This window comes from Streptomyces sp. BJ20, from assembly GCF_022869105.1.
Classification (GTDB): Bacteria; Actinomycetota; Actinomycetes; order Streptomycetales; family Streptomycetaceae; genus Streptomyces; species Streptomyces griseoincarnatus.
Genome location: NZ_CP094918.1, coordinates 5,512,783 through 5,529,320, shown reverse-complemented (window position 1 = coordinate 5,529,320; position 16,538 = coordinate 5,512,783). Strand labels below are relative to the sequence as shown.

Below are 16,538 nucleotides of genomic sequence, written 5' to 3'. Positions count from 1 at the left end.
CCGCAGGTGTCGCCAACCGCGGGCAGTCGTGCCTCCCCCAGTGCCTCAAGGGCCTGGGAGGTGCCCCCAGGGCGATGGGGGTACCTCCCGCTCATGGGGGTCTCCCCGCTCGAGCGGAGTCGAGAGTGGGGGAGAAGCCGAGAGTGGGGGAGGGTGGGCGCGGCGGCACCCTGCCGGCGCCAGGTGTGCGAACACCCCCGGCCCGCACCGACGCCGGCGCCCATTGCCCCGCCGGCCGCGGGCAGGCGTGGCGCCTGGGCCCGACAGGGGAGGGTGGGCGCGGCGGCACCCCGTCAGCGCCGGGCTGCGTCGACACCCCCCGGCCCACACCGGCACGGTGCCCGCTGCCCCGTGGGCGAGGACGCGGCGGGCGCCGGAGTCCGGTGTCAGTCCGGCGTGGCAGGATCGGACACGTGGCAGACACAGCATCGAAGAAGACCGACCAGACCCCCGGCGGAAGCCGCCCGCGCCTGATGCTCATGGACGGGCACTCACTGGCGTACCGCGCGTTCTTCGCGCTGCCCGCGGAGAACTTCACCACCGCGACGGGCCAGCCGACGAACGCGATCTACGGCTTCGCGTCGATGCTCGCCAACACCCTCCGTGACGAGGCGCCCACGCACTTCGCGGTCGCCTTCGACGTGTCCCGCAAGACATGGCGCTCGGAAGAGTTCACCGAGTACAAGGCGAACCGCTCCAAGACCCCCGACGAGTTCAAGGGCCAGGTCGAGCTGATCGGCGAGCTGCTCGACGCGATGAGCGTGCCCCGCTTCGCCGTCGAGGGGTACGAGGCGGACGACGTCATCGCCACGCTCGCCACCCAGGCCGAGGCCGAGGGCTTCGACGTGCTGATCGTCACCGGCGACCGCGACTCCTTCCAGCTCGTCTCCGACCGCACCACGGTGCTGTACCCGACCAAGGGCGTCTCCGAGCTGACCCGCTTCACCCCGGAGAAGGTCTTCGAGAAGTACAACCTGACGCCCGCGCAGTACCCGGACTTCGCCGCCCTGCGCGGCGACCCGTCCGACAACCTCCCCGGCATCCCCGGCGTCGGCGAGAAGACCGCCGCGAAGTGGATCAACCAGTTCGGCTCCTTCGCCGAGCTGGTCGAGCGGGCCGACGAGGTCAAGGGCAAGGCCGGCCAGAACCTCCGCGACCACCTCGAGTCCGTCAAGCTCAACCGCCGCCTCACCGAGCTGGAGCGCCGGGTCGACCTGCCGAAGGGCGTGCAGGACCTGGACCGCACCGCCTACGACCGCAAGGCCGTGGCGGTGATCCTCGACACCCTGGAGATCAGGAACCCGTCGCTGCGGGAGCGGCTGTTCGGCGTCGACCCGGGCGCCGAGGAGGCCGAGACCACCCCGGTCGTCGCCGACGGCGTGGAGATCGACGGCACGGTGCTGGGCACCGGCGAGCTGGCAGGCTGGCTCGCGGAGCACGTCACCGGCCCGGTCGGCGTCGCCGCCGTCGACACATGGGCGCTCGGCACCGGCTCCGTCGCCGAGATCGCGCTCGCCACGGCGGAGGGACCGGCCGCCTGGTTCGACCCGGCCGAGATCGACGAGGCCGACGAGCAGGCGTTCCGCGCCTGGCTCGCCGACCCGGCCCGCCCCAAGGTGTTCCACAACGCCAAGCGCGCGATGCGCGTCTTCCCCGAGCACGGCTGGACGGTCGAGGGCGTCGCCATGGACACGGCGCTCGCCGCGTACCTGGTCAAGCCGGGCCGCCGCTCCTTCGACCTGGACGCGCTGTCCCTGGAGTACCTGCACCGGGAGCTGGCGCCCGCCGCCGCGCCCGACGGGCAGCTCGCCTTCGGCGCGGACGACGGCGCCCAGGCGCACGCCCTCATGGTGCAGGCCCGCGCCGTCCTCGACCTGGGCGAGGCCTTCGAGGGCCGCCTCGCGGACGTCGGCGCCTCCGACCTGCTGCGCGACATGGAGCTGCCCACCTCCGCCCTGCTCGCCCGCATGGAGCGGCACGGCATCGCGGCCGACCGGGCGCACCTGGAGGCCATGGAGCAGATGTTCGCCGGCGCGGTGCAGCAGGCGGTGAAGGAGGCCCACGCGGCGGCCGGACACGAGTTCAACCTGGGCTCGCCCAAGCAGCTCCAGGAGGTCCTCTTCGGCGAGCTGGCCCTGCCCAAGACGAAGAAGACGAAGACTGGCTACACCACGGACGCGGACGCGCTGGCCTGGCTCGCCGGCCAGACGGACAACGAGCTGCCGGTCATCATGCTGCGCCACCGCGAGCAGGCCAAGCTCCGCGTCACCGTCGAGGGCCTGATCAAGACGATCGCCGCGGACGGCCGCATCCACACCACGTTCAACCAGACCGTCGCCGCGACGGGCCGGCTGTCCTCCACGGACCCCAACCTGCAGAACATCCCCGTCCGCACGGACGAGGGCCGCGCCATCCGCCGCGGCTTCGTCGTCGGTGAGGGCTTCGAGTCGCTGCTCACCGCCGACTACAGCCAGATCGAGCTGCGCGTCATGGCCCACCTCTCCGAGGACGCCGGCCTCACCGAGGCGTTCACCTCCGGCGAGGACCTGCACACCACGGCCGCCGCCCAGGTGTTCTCCGTCGAGCAGTCCGCCGTGGACGCGGAGATGCGCCGCAAGATCAAGGCGATGTCCTACGGCCTGGCCTACGGGCTGTCCGCCTTCGGCCTCTCCCAGCAGCTGAACATCGAGGCGGCGGAGGCGCGCCAGCTGATGGACGCCTACTTCGAGCGCTTCGGCGGCGTGCGGGACTATCTGCGCCGTGTCGTCGACGAGGCGCGGGCGACGGGGTACACGGCGACCCTCTTCGGCCGCCGCCGCTACCTGCCCGACCTCAACAGCGACAACCGCCAGCGGCGGGAGGCGGCGGAGCGGATGGCGCTGAACGCGCCGATCCAGGGCACGGCCGCGGACATCGTCAAGATCGCCATGCTGAACGTCGACCGCGCCCTGCGCGAGGCCGACCTGCGCTCCCGCATGCTGCTCCAGGTCCACGACGAAATCGTCCTGGAGCTGGCCCCCGGGGAGCGGGAACAGGTCGAGGAACTGGTCCGCCGCGAGATGGCCTCCGCGGTCGAGCTGAGGGTCCCCCTCGGCGTCTCGGTGGGCGTGGGCCCGGACTGGGAGTCGGCGGCGCACTGAGATGCCGCGGTGCGGTGCCGGGCGCGGTCGTGCAGCCGCGCCCGGCATGTGCGTTCAGGGGGCCTCACCGGAAGGCTTGTGCCGCCCCCCCCCCCCCGCCCGCGCGGGTGCCGTCCGGGTGCGCCCCGGCCCTGGTTGTCGCCGTGCGGCGGGTGACGGCTCGGCGGCAGCGCCCACTCGGCAGTCATGCAACGCGCTGACCCGGCTGCCGCACCGGGCGGTCGTCGGCCGTAACAAGACCGAGCGGGTGGTCCGGCTGGTCGACCGGCTCAAGGGCGATCAGCTTCGAGGGCCGCGGCCCGCGCATGCCGCCGCGTGGCGTCCGGTGGGCATCCGTCGGGCGACCTTGGCGACTGTGCCGCCCGGAAGGTGTCCGGACGGGCATCGGTCCAGCCCGCCCACGCCGCCGGCAGGCGGCCGATGGTCCCGAGGAGCGTGCGGTCGGCCGCTCGCGTGCCGCCCGGGGGCGCCCCCGCCCCGCTCGGCGTCGCGCGACCGGAAGGAACTCCGCGACTGCGCCCCGCTCGGCAGTGGCCGCCAGGAGCGTGGCATCCCCGCCTGTGCCGGTGCGCGGCCTCCGGTCAGCCGCCTGCCCGCCCCGTTCGCCGTGCGACCGACACGCGTCCGGCGCTCGCAGGGCGGGCGTACGCCCCCGCCGAGCCGGTCGGCCCCCCCCCGTGCCCCACGGAGCGTCCCCGTGCGGGCATAACCCCAGGCCAGAGGCCATCCTTGAGAGTGTCCCGGCGCTCGTCGGGCTTCTGTTCTTCACTCGCCTGGCCCCCGCAGGGGAGCCCGCGGCGGGGTGGGCGGCCAGCATGCCAAGCATGGGTATACGCATGCTTCACCGCAGAGCGGCACCCCCGCAGGCCGACGCCGACGGACCCACCACCCAGGCGTTTCCGCCGGTCCCGGTCTTCGCGGCCGCCGCAAGTACCGCCCGCATCCCCGGCGGCCTCACGGCCGCGTTCCGCGACACCGCCGTCCGGCTCGGCCGGCGCGTCACCGACGGCCGGTGGAGAACCGGCCGCACCCCCGCCGCCCAGGGCACGGGAACCGACCAGCCCCCGTGGCGGCTGTGGGCCGAGCTCGCCCGCGCCTACCTCACCCTCGTCCTCACCCTGCTGCCCAGGCCCCGCCCGGTCCGCACGGTCACCGTGTTCGTCGCGGCGAGCGAGACCCTCAGTGTGCGGCCGTACGGTCCGGCTCCCGCGTACCCGCGTCCGCAGGGCCCTCCGTGGCCGGGACCCGACGCCGCACCCTGACGGCGACCGCGTACACCGGGAGCGTGGCCACCAGCCCCGCGCCCGCGCCGAAACAGACGGTCGGGATCAGCTCATAGGGCTTCGCCATGTGACCCCAGTAGTCCCACCACCGGACGGCCCGCGGGACCGCCGCGGCCACCGCGCACCCGGCGAGCAGCACGACGGCTCCCCACCGGTCGCGAGCCGACAGCACCGGCACCCCCGAGGGCACCGCGCTCCCGGGGACCGCACGCCGCAGCGCCCGCACCGTGAACACCACGAGGACGACCGCGGCCAGCAGCGAACTGCCGTACTGCGCGTACCAGAACACCGGCGAACCGCCGATCTCCTCGCCCAGCACCGGGATCAGCCGTGTGCCCCAGCGGTCGTGATGGGTGAACGCGTCCCACACGACGTGCGTCAGACCACCCAGCACGGCGGACAGGTACCAGCGCGCCACCAGCGACGCCCGTACGCGCTCCCGGGGCGCCCCGCAGCGCGTCAGCGCCGCCACCCGCCCCTGACGGGCCCGCGGCAGCAGCGCCACCAAGGGCTCCCGCACCAGCAGCCACAGCCCCACCAGCGCCCAGGCGATGACCACGTCCACGGTGAACACCCCCCACCCCGCGTGCGTCACGTCGCCGAACTCCATCGCCCCGGACACGACACTGGCCGCGTAATAGGTCATGTCGGGCGCGAAGCTGCCCGCGACCAGCACCGCCGGGACCAGCGGGCCGCGCCCCGTGCCGTCGGCGCGGACGGCGGGCAGCACCGCCGCCGCGTGGCTGAGTGTGAAGGGCAACGGAACTCCTCGCAGCGGGGATCGACCGGGTGTGCCCGGACGCGTCGGCCGTAAGGCGGCGGGCGCGGGCGGACCTCAGTATTCGGCAGACCGGGGCGCGGCGGTCGGCCGCCCTGTGAACCGCCTGGACGAGAAGATGGTCAACCGGTGAATATCGGGCATCAACGGGTGTCCGTGCAAGGGAAGTTGTCGTAGGGTCGCGAGGGTCGTCGACCCGGTTCCGCATCCCAGGGCAACCGGCGGGACGGGCAGATCGTCACAACAGGGCGAACGCGGTACAGGTGAAGGGCGCCCACAGCGCCCGCGGGGAGGGGTTCACTCTATGGCGGCGCACATCGGCAGGCGGCTGCGCAAGGGAGCGGCAACCACCGCCGTCGCCGCGGCAGCGGTGGCGGCCCTGTCCGCGTCCCAGGCTCCCGGCGCCACGGTCGACGACCAGGGCAGACAGAACACCGGCGACGCCACCTCCGCGCCCGACACGGCGGCCGACGACAGCGCGACCGGCAACTCGCCGTACTACACGGACCTGCCGCCCCTCAACAGCCCCGCCCCGTCGCCCTCCGCGGGCTCCGACGAGGCGGGCGACCGGAGCGCCGCCGAGGCCGGCATACCCGCGACCGTCCTGGACGCCTACAAGAAGGCGGAGGCGGCGCTGCGCGAGAAGAAGGCCGGCTGCAACCTGCCCTGGCAACTCCTCGCCGCCATCGGCAAGGTGGAGTCCGGTCAGGCGCGCGGCGGCCGGGTCACCGCCGACGGCACCACCGTCACGCCGATCCTCGGCCCCCAGCTCGACGGCAACGGCTTCGCCCTCATCCGCGACACCGACAACGGCGCCTACGACGGCAACCGGATGTACGACCAGGCCGTGGGACCGATGCAGTTCATCCCCTCCACGTGGTCCTGGGCGGGCCGCGACGGCAACGGCGACGGCCGCAAGGACCCCAACAACATCTACGACGCCGCCCTCGCCGCCGGCCACTACCTGTGCCGCTTCGACTGGGACCTCTCGGAGCCGGGCGACCTGCGCAAGGCGATCCTCAGTTACAACAACTCGACGGAGTACCTGAACACCGTCCTGTCGTGGCTGGAGTACTACCGCAAGGGCACCCACGAGATCCCCGACGGCACCGGCGCCCTGCCCGAGGACCGCAGCGACGCACGCCCCGGTGTCACGCCGTCCGCGCCGGGCACCACCCCGCCGGCGCGGCCCGGCAAGCCCTCCGGTTCCCGGCCGTCGCCCAGCCCGTCCGCACCCGGCACCGGCAGCCCGAGCGCGCCGCCCACCACGCCTCCGCCGCCCACCACGCCTCCGCCGTCCACCCCGCCGACGCCCACCGACACGGTGCACCACCTGGAGGACGCCGGCACCGGCACCCTCACCGCCATGGCGGGCCACACCTTCGCCGAGCGCATCTCGACGCGCGCGGAGACGGAGGCGGGCAAGGCGGTCGCCAAGGTGCGGATCCGCTTCACGATCGTCGGCGACACGGACACCACCTTCGCCGGCGGCGAGAGCGTGGCGACCGTGACGACCGACGCGTCCGGCGTCGCGGTGGCGCCCGCGCTGCAGGCGGGGGAGAAGACCGGCGCGTTCGCCGTCCAGGCGGCTGTGGCCGGCCGCTCCGTCAAGGGCGTCCCCTACAAGGTGACGGTCACCCAGCGCGTCGCCGACGCCCTCACCCGTGTCGGCGAGAAGGAACTGACCTGCGTCGCGGGCGGCGAGTTCGCCGAGCCGGTCGAGGTCAAGGCCACCTACGGCGGTGAGGCCGCCGGGAAGGTCGCCGTCACCGCGAAGCTCGTGACGTCCGCCGACGACCCCGCCGAGAACGACAAGGGCCCCTACTTCAAGGACGCCGACGGCAAGGCAATCCGCACCCTGACCGGTCTGAGGACCGGCCCGGACGGACAGCTGACCCTGCCGAAGCTGTACGCGGACGGAACCGCCGGCACGTTCCTGCTCCGCCTCACCACGGCGGGCGGCGCCACTCTTGAGGTGGAGCTGACCGTGGAGCCGGCCGCCACACCGAGCCCCGACCCGGACCCGTCGGCGGACCCTGACCCCTCGACGGACCCGTCCACCGAGCCGTCGGAGACCCCGGCCGCCTGAACCGACGCCCTGCCCGCTACCCGCGCGAACGCGCGTTGGTGTGGCGGGTGGGCCGCGCGGTGGCCGGGTCCTCCGGCCAGGGGTGCTTCGGGTACCGGCCGCGCAGCTCCGCCCGCACCTGCTGGTAGCCCTCGCGCCAGAAGGAGGCGAGGTCGGCGGTGACCGCGGCGGGCCGCCCGGCCGGGGACAGCAGGTGCACCAGCAGCGGCACCCCGGCCACCGTGGGCGACTCCTGCAGCCCGAACATCTCCTGCAGCTTCACGGCGAGCACCGGCCGCTCCGGGTCGGACCAGTCGACACGGACGGCCGACCCGCTGGGCACGGTGATCCGCTCGGGCGCCAGCTCGTCGAGGCGCGCCGCCTCGCCCGACGCCCACGGCAACAGCCGCGCGAGCGCCTGCCCGGCGTCGATCCGCGCGAGGTCGGCGCGGCGCCGCGCCCGGCTCAGCTCCGGCTCCAGCCACTCGTCCACGCGCGCGTGGAGCGCCTCGTCGGACACGTCCGGCCACGGCTCGCCCAGCCGCGCGCGCAGGAAGGCCAGCCGCTGCCGCAGGACCTCCGCCCCGGCCGGCCACCGCAGCAGCCCGAACCCCTCCCGGCGCAGGCCGTCCAGCAGCGCGGCACGCACCGGCGCGGGGCCGGCGTCCGTGAGCGGCCGCGCGGCCAGCTCGACCGCCCCCAGCCGCTCGACCCGGCGCGCCACGACGTCCCCGTCGGCCCAGTGCACCTCCTCACGCCGGTCGAGGAGCGTGCCCGCGGCCCACCGCGCCACGTCCTCGTCCACGGCGGCCCCCAGCAGCACGCGCGCGTGCCCACGCCCCACGGGCCGGTCGGCGACGGCGACGGCCACCCACTCGGCCCCACGCAACGCGGACCCGGCCCCGACCTCGGCGCGCGTCCCGCCCACCATCAGATATGACCCCCCGTCGGCCCGGGCCACCCGCTCCGGGAACGCGAGAGCCACGACGAGCCCGACGGCCCGCTCCTCGGCCACGAGGTCACCGCCACGGCCGGCCGCCCCGACGTCGGAAATTCCGCCCGGGCGCGGCGCCACTCCCGGCACGCCCCCGCGCCCGGCCGACCGTCTTCCGCCACCGCGGGTCCCCGGCACCGCGCCACTGTCCGACGGTGCCGTGGCTTGCGGGCCGGATGCTTCGCCCGTCTGCCGCTCACCGGCCGTGGGTTCCTTCGCTTCGGTGGTGCCCGAGCCGATCGGACCTCCGGGCCCGGCGGACCGTCTCCCGCCGGCGCGGGTTCCCGGCACCGCGCCACTGTCGGACGGTGCCGTGGCTTGCGGGCCGGATGCTTCGCCCGTCTGCCGCTCACCGGCCGTGGGTTCCTTCGCTTCGGTGGTGCCCGAGCCGATCGGGCCTTCGCGCCCGGCCGACCGTCTTCCGGCACCGTCCGACTGCGCCGAGGCACCCGCGCCGGTTCCGGCCGTACCGCCCAGACCCTCGCGCGAGGACGAGCCGTCCGCATGCCCCGGAACCGCCGACGCTCCAGCGGCGACCGCCCGCACCGGGTCGTCCGAACCGGAAACCCCGCCACCGGCGTTACCGCCTGGCCCTGCGGCTCCCTCCGCCTGGGACAAGGCGCCCCGCAGCCTCCGTACCTCCGCCCGCCAGCGCGCCGCGTACCCGTCGCCGCCCCGGCGTGCTGTGCGCAGGGCCGCGGGGAGGTCGTCGCCGTAGTCGCGGGGTGGATCCTCGGAGAGGAGGGCGACGACCTCGGAGGCGAGGGCGGCGCCCACGCGCGGTGACGCGTCCAGGAGGGCGCGGCCCAGGCGCGGGTGGAGGCCGAGGCGGGCCAGGCGGGTCCCCCGTTCCGTGGGGCGGCCGTCCGGCCGTACCGCGTCGATCGCCGTGAGGACGTCCCGGGCCGCCGCCATCGCGCCGCCCGGCGGAGGGTCCATCAGGGCCAGGCCGGAGGCGTCCGGGTCGCCCCAGCAGGCCGCCTGGAGCGCGAACGCCGTCAGGTCGGCCACCTTGATCTCGGGGGAGGGGTACGACGGAAGCCGCGCGTCCTCCGCGGCCGCCCAGCAGCGGTACACCGCACCCGGCGCCTCGCGCCCTGCACGACCCGCCCGCTGGCGTCCCGCGGCGCGTGAGGCCCGTACCGTCGCGAGCGCGCTCAGCCCCCGTGCGTGGTCGACGCGCGGCTCGCGGGCGAGGCCCGAGTCCACCACCACCCGTACGCCCGGCACCGTCAGCGAGGACTCCGCGACCGAGGTCGCCAGCACCACCCGCCGCCGCTCCCCGGGTGCCAGCACCGCGTCCTGCACGGCGGCCGGCGCACGCCCGTGCACCTGGAGGACGTCCACGCCGGACAGGCCGCCCAGCATCCCGGCCACCCGGGAGATCTCCCCGACCCCCGGCAGGAACACCAGCACATCGCCGTCCCGCTCGTCCAGGGCCCGCCGTACCACCGCCGCCACGTGCGTGAGCAGCGCCGGGTCCACCCACATGCCGTGCGGCGGACGCACCGCGCGCGGGGGCGGCGCCCACACCACGTCGACCGGGTGCGCGGCGCCCCGCGCCTCCACCACGGGCGCGCCGCCCAGCAGCCGTGCCCAGCCCTCCGCGTCCGTCGTCGCCGACGCGGCCACCAGCCGCAGGTCGGGCCGCAGCGTCTCGCGCACGTCCCACAGGAACGCCGCTGCGGTGTCGGCGTCCAGATGCCGTTCGTGGCACTCGTCCAGGACCACCGCGTCCACCCCGGCCAGCTCCTGGTCGCGCTGGAGCCGCTGCAGCAGCACACCGGTCGTGACGACCTCCACGCGCGTGTCCCGCCCCACGGCCCGCTCTCCGCGCACGGTGAAGCCGACCGAGGCGCCGACCCGCTCGCCCAGCAGCCACGCCATCCGGCGCGCCGCCGCGCGGGCGGCGATCCGCCGGGGTTCGGCGACCAGCACCCGCCGCGTGGGGCCCGCGCCCCACAGACCGGCGAGCGCCAGCGGCACCAGGGTCGTCTTGCCCGTGCCCGGCGGCGCCACCAGCACCGACGTGCCGTGCGCGTCCAGCGCCCCGGCGAGCGAGGGCAGCGCCTCGCGCACCGGAAGGGACTCCAGCGCCTCGTGACGGATCACGCGCTCAGTCCCGTACGCACACGAAGATCGCGGTGCCGGGGATCAGGCTGCCGCGCAACGGGGACCAGCCGCCCCACTCGGTGGTGTTCCAGGACGGCCACTCCGGCTCCACGAGGTCCACCAGCCGGAACCCGGAGGAGACCACGTCACGCACCCGGTCCCCGAGCGTCCTGTGGTGCTCGACGTACACCGCGTGACCGGTGTCGTCCTGCTCCACGTACGGCGTGCGGTCGAAGTACGACCCGGACACGCTCAGCCCCTCCGGGCCCGGCTCGTCCGGGAACGCCCAGCGGATCGGGTGCGTCACGGAGAACACCAGCCGCCCGCCCGGACGCAGCACCCGGTGCACCTCCCGCAGCACCAGCCGCGGATCGGCGACGAAGGGCAGCGCCCCGTACGCCGAGCAGGCCAGGTCGAAGGAGGCGTCGGCGAAAGGAAGCACGCCCGCGTCCGCGCACACGAGGGGGAACGCCCCGCCGATGCGCAGCGCGTGCTGGAGCTGGCGGTGCGAGATGTCCAGCGCCACCGGCCGCGCCCCCTGCGCGGCCAGCCAGCGCGAGCACTGCGCCGCGCCCGCGCCCAGCTCCAGGACGTCGCGCCCCTTCAGCTCCTCCGGCGGGCCGAGCAGTTCCGCCTCCACCTCGTCCAGGCCCTCCGGGCCCCACACGAAGCGGTCGTCGCCGAGGAAGGTCCCGTGCTCGTTCTGGTACTCGTCGGCGTTGCGGTCCCACCAGCCCCGGTTGGCCCGGGAGCTCTCCGTGACGCCGGCCTCCCGCCGGGTGGCCTCCGGTTCGGGGACTTCGGGCTCTTGGATGATCGGCTCCCTCGTCGTACTCTTCCGTCCAGCCGGGTCCCCGGTGTGTCGCCGCGGGGGGTCTTCTTCACCCCTGCATGGCCTCGGGAGACGGCAGTTGTGCCGGTTATGCGGCGATCCGCCCCGGGTGGGCGGCTTCGCGCATTGACCCTGCCCGGCCGCCCCCGTATGCTACAAGTTGCGCTGCGGGCCTGCGCACCTCAGACGTAGCAGGCTGCGCTCGCATCTGTTGTATGTCCCCTCGGTTGTCGAGGCGCCACCGTGTTTTTGTGGCGCTTCCTTGGCTGTCCGGCTTCTGCAGAGCGAAACGGGCTCCGGCGTAGCAGTACCTACGACTTCAATGTCCGTACCGGAGCCCTTTCCCACATGACGAGCAGCACCGAGACCACCGCCACCACCCCGCAGGTAGCGGTCAACGACATCGGTAACGAGGAAGCTTTCCTCGCCGCGATCGACGAGACGATCAAGTACTTCAACGACGGCGACATCGTCGACGGCGTCATCGTGAAGGTCGACCGGGACGAGGTCCTGCTCGACATCGGTTACAAGACCGAAGGTGTCATCCCGAGCCGAGAGCTCTCGATCAAGCACGACGTCGACCCGAACGAGGTCGTCGCCGTCGGCGACGAGATCGAGGCCCTGGTCCTCCAGAAGGAGGACAAGGAAGGCCGCCTGATCCTCTCGAAGAAGCGCGCCCAGTACGAGCGTGCCTGGGGCACCATCGAGAAGATCAAGGAAGAGGACGGCATCGTCACCGGTACCGTCATCGAGGTCGTCAAGGGTGGTCTCATCCTCGACATCGGCCTCCGCGGCTTCCTCCCGGCCTCCCTGGTCGAGATGCGCCGCGTCCGCGACCTCCAGCCCTACGTGGGCAAGGAGCTCGAGGCGAAGATCATCGAGCTGGACAAGAACCGCAACAACGTGGTCCTGTCCCGCCGTGCCTGGCTGGAGCAGACCCAGTCCGAGGTCCGCCAGACGTTCCTCACCACCCTGCAGAAGGGTCAGGTCCGTTCCGGCGTCGTCTCCTCGATCGTCAACTTCGGCGCGTTCGTGGACCTGGGCGGCGTGGACGGTCTGGTCCACGTCTCCGAGCTGTCCTGGAAGCACATCGACCACCCCTCCGAGGTCGTCGAGGTCGGCCAGGAGGTCACGGTCGAGGTCCTCGACGTCGACATGGACCGCGAGCGTGTCTCCCTGTCGCTGAAGGCGACCCAGGAAGACCCGTGGCAGCAGTTCGCCCGCACCCACCAGATCGGCCAGGTCGTGCCCGGCAAGGTCACGAAGCTGGTTCCGTTCGGTGCGTTCGTCCGCGTGGACGAGGGCATCGAGGGTCTGGTCCACATCTCCGAGCTGGCCGAGCGCCACGTGGAGATCCCGGAGCAGGTCGTCCAGGTCAACGACGAGATCTTCGTCAAGGTCATCGACATCGACCTCGAGCGCCGTCGCATCAGCCTCTCGCTGAAGCAGGCCAACGAGGCCTTCGGCGCCGACCCGACGGCGGTCGAGTTCGACCCGACCCTGTACGGCATGGCCGCGTCCTACGACGACCAGGGCAACTACATCTACCCCGAGGGCTTCGACCCCGAGACCAACGACTGGCTCGAGGGCTACGAGAAGCAGCGCGAGGAGTGGGAGCGCCAGTACGCCGAGGCGCAGGCTCGCTTCGAGCAGCACCAGGCGCAGGTCATCAAGTCCCGCGAGGCGGACGCCCAGGCCGCTGCCGAGGGTGGCGAGCCCGCCGCTCCGGCCGCGTCCGGCGGCGGTTCGTACTCCTCCGAGGGCGGCGACCAGTCCGGCGCCCTGGCTTCGGACGAGGCGCTGGCCGCGCTTCGCGAGAAGCTGGCGGGTGGCCAGAGCTGAACGCTCTCCACTGAGGGTCAGTAGTTGATCTGAGGGGCCGCACCTTGCGAGGTGCGGCCCCTCAGGCGTTCCCCCGTGGGGGTGCGTCGTCGGCTGCGGCGCCGTGGGGGCCTCGCGCAGTCCCCGCGCCCCTTCAGGGCCTTAAGGGGAATGCCTGTGCTTCGTGCCACGTTGTGGTGGGTGAAACACGAGGAGGAGCGGTCACTGTGCTTGATCCGCAGGATTTGTACGCCTGGGAGCCGAAGGGTCTGAGCGTCGTCGACATGGCGCTGGCCCAGGAGTCGGCCGGACTTGTCATGCTCTACCACTTCGACGGATACATCGACGCGGGTGAGACCGGCGACCAGATCGTCGACCGGCTGCTCGACTCGCTGCCCCACCAGGTCGTCGCCCGGTTCGACCACGACCGGCTCGTCGACTACCGGGCCCGTCGGCCTCTGCTCACCTTCACCCGCGACCGATGGACCGACTACGAGGTGCCGGCCATCACCGTGCGGCTCGTGCAGGACGCCACGGGAGCGCCCTTCCTGCTGCTCTCGGGCCCCGAGCCGGACGTCGAGTGGGAGCGCTTCGCCGCCGCCGTCCGGCAGATCGTGGAGCGCCTCCAGGTGCGCCTGTCGGTCAACTTCCACGGCATCCCCATGGGCGTCCCGCACACCCGCCCGGTCGGCATCACCCCGCACGGCAACCGCACCGACCTCGTCCCGGTCAGCACCAGCGTCTTCGACGAGGCGCAGGTCCCGGGCAGCGCCGAGGCCCTGGTCGAGTACCGGCTGATGCAGGCCGGGCACGACGTCCTGGGCGTCGCGACGCACGTGCCGCACTACATCGCCCGCTCGCCGTACCCGGACGCGGCGCTGACCGCGCTGGAGGCCATCACGGCCGCCACCGGGCTCGTCCTGCCGGGCGTGGCGCACTCCCTGCGCACCGACGCACAGCGCACCCAGACCGAGATCGACCGGCAGATCCGCGAGGGCGACGACGAGCTCACCGCCCTCGTGCAGGGCCTGGAGCACCAGTACGACGCGGCCGCGGGCGCCGCGACCCGGGGCAACATGCTCGCCGAGCCGGTGGAGATCCCGTCGGCGGACGAGATCGGCCGCGAGTTCGAGAAGTTCCTGGCCGAGCGGGAGGGCGACAACTGACGCCCGCCGGACCGCCGGTCACAGTCGACGCCTAGGCTGCTGCCCATGCTGACAGTGGGCCTGACCGGCGGTATCGGAGCCGGCAAGAGCGAGGTGTCGCGGCTGCTCGTGGAGCGCGGCGCCGTACTGATCGACGCCGACCGCATCGCACGCGACGTCGTGGAGCCGGGCACGCCCGGGCTCGCCGCCGTCGTCGAGGCCTTCGGCGAGGAGATTCTGGCCGAGGACGGCAGCCTGGACCGGCCCCGCCTCGGCGCCCTCGTCTTCAACGACCCGGCCAAGCTGGCCACGCTCAACTCGATCGTGCATCCCCTGGTGGGCGCCCGGTCGCGCGAGCTGGAGGAGGCCGCGCCCGGGGACGCCGTCGTCGTCCACGACGTTCCGCTCCTCACCGAGAACGGCCTCGCCCGCCTCTACGACGTCGTGATCGTCGTCGACGCGAGTACCGGGACCCAGCTCGACCGGCTGGTGCGGCTGCGCGGCATGAGCGAGGAGGACGCACGGGCCCGCATGGCCGCCCAGGCCACCCGCGAGCAGCGCCGCGCCGTCGCGGACATCGTCATCGACAACGACGTGCCCCTCGACGCGCTGGAACGCCGCGTCGAGGAGGTGTGGGCCGACCTGGTCCGCCGCGCGAGGGAACCCCGGCCGGAATAGAGGGCGCCGGGCGGGGCGTTGATCCTCCGGAGAGAGGGAAGGATTCCGCCGTGCCCCAGACCAGTGGTCCGTCCGGACGTACGCCGGAGACGCACGTCATCGACTTCCGGGCCGCCGAGCACCTGCTCGCCTCCCGCGACCCGCGGGGCGCGGTGAAGCTGCTCGACGGCGTCATCGACGTCCATCCCGAGAACACGGCCGCCCGGCTGCTCCGGGCGCGCGCCTTCTTCGCGGCGGCCCAGCTGCGCCCCGCCGAGCTGGAGTTCTCGCTCGTCCTGGAGCGGGAGCCGGACAACGCCTTCGCCCACTTCGCCCTCGCCCGCACCTACGAGCGGCAGGGCAGGACCCACCCGGCCAAGCGGCACTTCCGCCTCGCGGCAGCGCTGGATCCGAACCCGGAGTACCTGAAGGCCGCGCGCTTCGACGGCTGAGCCCGCGGGCGCGGGGGTGCGGGCGCCGGGCGGCTAGTGCCGGTCCGTCGGCGGCCCGTGCGGGGGCTCGTACGGCGGGACGTCGCGGCCCGGCTGGTAGTGCGGGCCCTGGAGGATGTGCCGGACCACGAACACCAGGTCCGCCACGACGACCAGGAACAGCATTCCGCAGGCCAGCGCCCAGCCCGGATACCCGGCGAGTGCGAACGCCACCGTTCCGGCCACCGTCCAGAGCACGCCCCACACGCTCAGCCAGAACCGCACGCGCAGAGGACTCCGCGCGGTCGTCGGCTCACTGCCCGTACGCATCGCGATCCTCACCCTGGCGGCCGGACTTTCTCACGCTCCGGGTGCCCGCCCCGATCCGCTGTCACTCGTTCGTGTGGCAACGACGGGGAGGGGAACGGACGTGCGGGCGCTGCCCGTTCGACGGGCATGGAGAAGACGATGCGGGCGGGGTACGAGGGGACGGGACCCGGGGCGATCACCCCGGACGGGTGCGCGGTGGAGCTGTACGCGCGGCTTCCCGTGGGGGACGAGCCGGACGTGATCGCGGCGGCGGCGCCGACGGGGGCGAGGATCCTGGAGCTGGGCTGCGGGGTGGGGCGGATGACCCACGCGCTGCTGGAGCGCGGCTTCGAGGTGACGGCGGTGGACGAGTCCGCCGAGATGCTGGAGCGGGTGCGCGGGGCGCGGACGGTATGCGGCCCGATCGAGCTGCTCGACCTCGGTGAGACCTTCGACGTGGTGCTGCTGGCCTCGTTCCTGGTGCACGCGGGGGACGCCGAGGTGCGCCGGGGCATGCTGCGCACCTGTGTACGGCATCTCGCGGAGGGCGGGTGCGTCCTGATCCAGCGGGAGGGCGCCGACTTCCACACGGACGTGCCGCGCGAGCGGGTCGACCCGGCGGGCTTCACGGTGCGGATCGTGTCCGTGGAGCCGGTCGGCGACGGCGTCGACTCGGTCCACGCGGAGTACGTCTTCCCGGACGCGACCTGGACCCAGACGTTCCTGTCGCGTCCCCTGACGCCGGAGCAGTTCGAGACGGCACTCGCGGAGGAAGGGCTGAGGGCGGACCGGTACCTGACGGAGGACGGGATCTGGGTGACGGCGGTGCCGGCGGACCGCGTCTGACGGGACGCGGGCGCCGGCGCGCTCGGGACACGATGCCCGGACTCCGCGGCCGGGGTGTGCCTCCGATGCCCGTGGCCCTGCCGCGTCCGGGTGGGCGCGGTGCCGGCGCCCCCCGCCTGACG

12 protein-coding genes are annotated in these 16,538 nt (G+C 73.8%); 8 read left to right on the top strand and 4 right to left on the bottom strand.

The genetic code is table 11. The features are described 5' to 3' along the window. Positions 1–413 precede the first annotated feature (413 nt). Together polA and MTR79_RS25010 are read left to right on the top strand one after the other, a co-directional pair. Positions 414–3,140, top strand: coding sequence for a DNA polymerase I (gene polA / locus MTR79_RS25015; RefSeq protein ID WP_086703658.1), 2,727 nt, complete (start codon positions 414–416; stop codon positions 3,138–3,140). 836 nt (positions 3,141–3,976) lie between these two features. After that, the gene (locus tag MTR79_RS25010; RefSeq protein WP_048456891.1) at positions 3,977–4,402 is read left to right on the top strand and encodes a hypothetical protein; all 426 of its coding nucleotides are present in this window, start codon (positions 3,977–3,979) and stop codon (positions 4,400–4,402) included. Here MTR79_RS25010 and MTR79_RS25005 read toward each other — a convergent pair. After that, positions 4,320–5,183, bottom strand: a complete 864-nt coding sequence (locus MTR79_RS25005; RefSeq protein WP_244792007.1) for a DUF4184 family protein — start codon at positions 5,181–5,183, stop codon at positions 4,320–4,322. The two genes, MTR79_RS25010 and MTR79_RS25005, sit on opposite strands and share 83 nt — an antisense overlap. A 322-nt stretch (positions 5,184–5,505) precedes the next feature. Here MTR79_RS25005 and MTR79_RS25000 point away from each other — a divergent pair, with 322 nt between their 5' ends. Beyond that, entirely contained in the window at positions 5,506–7,290 is a 1,785-nt protein-coding gene (locus tag MTR79_RS25000) for a lytic transglycosylase domain-containing protein (protein WP_244792006.1), read from the top strand. A 16-nt stretch (positions 7,291–7,306) separates the two neighbouring features. Here the strand turns inward: MTR79_RS25000 and MTR79_RS24995 are convergent, their stop codons facing one another. Next, the gene (locus MTR79_RS24995) at positions 7,307–10,375 is read right to left on the bottom strand and encodes an ATP-dependent helicase C-terminal domain-containing protein (RefSeq protein WP_244792005.1); all 3,069 of its coding nucleotides are present in this window, start codon (positions 10,373–10,375) and stop codon (positions 7,307–7,309) included. Positions 10,376–10,379: 4 nt separating this feature from the next. Then, positions 10,380–11,192 (bottom strand): class I SAM-dependent methyltransferase, encoded by an 813-nt coding sequence (locus tag MTR79_RS24990; protein ID WP_086700270.1) that lies wholly within the window; start codon positions 11,190–11,192, stop codon positions 10,380–10,382. A 363-nt stretch (positions 11,193–11,555) separates the two neighbouring features. Between MTR79_RS24990 and rpsA the strand changes: the two genes are divergently transcribed. The 4 genes from rpsA (at position 11,556) to MTR79_RS24970 (ending at position 15,282) form a co-directional block, all read left to right on the top strand. Continuing rightward, positions 11,556–13,049 carry a 30S ribosomal protein S1 gene (rpsA, locus tag MTR79_RS24985; RefSeq protein ID WP_086700269.1) on the top strand — a complete coding sequence of 498 codons (1,494 nt, stop codon included), beginning with the start codon at positions 11,556–11,558 and terminating at the stop codon, positions 13,047–13,049. 206 nt (positions 13,050–13,255) lie between these two features. After that, positions 13,256–14,194, top strand: a complete 939-nt coding sequence (locus tag MTR79_RS24980) for a PAC2 family protein (RefSeq protein WP_086700268.1) — start codon at positions 13,256–13,258, stop codon at positions 14,192–14,194. A 45-nt stretch (positions 14,195–14,239) separates the two neighbouring features. Further along, the gene (coaE, locus tag MTR79_RS24975) at positions 14,240–14,851 is read left to right on the top strand and encodes a dephospho-CoA kinase (RefSeq protein ID WP_189366611.1); all 612 of its coding nucleotides are present in this window, start codon (positions 14,240–14,242) and stop codon (positions 14,849–14,851) included. 50 nt (positions 14,852–14,901) lie between these two features. Beyond that, a complete protein-coding gene (locus tag MTR79_RS24970) occupies positions 14,902–15,282 on the top strand; it encodes a tetratricopeptide repeat protein (protein ID WP_033273083.1) in 381 nt (126 codons plus the stop codon). Positions 15,283–15,315: 33 nt separating this feature from the next. Here the strand turns inward: MTR79_RS24970 and MTR79_RS24965 are convergent, their stop codons facing one another. Next, a complete protein-coding gene (locus tag MTR79_RS24965) occupies positions 15,316–15,591 on the bottom strand; it encodes a DUF6343 family protein (protein ID WP_244792004.1) in 276 nt (91 codons plus the stop codon). Between the two features lie 138 nt (positions 15,592–15,729). Between MTR79_RS24965 and MTR79_RS24960 the strand changes: the two genes are divergently transcribed. After that, positions 15,730–16,416 carry a class I SAM-dependent methyltransferase gene (locus MTR79_RS24960; protein ID WP_244793294.1) on the top strand — a complete coding sequence of 229 codons (687 nt, stop codon included), beginning with the start codon at positions 15,730–15,732 and terminating at the stop codon, positions 16,414–16,416. Positions 16,417–16,538: the final 122 nt, after the last annotated feature.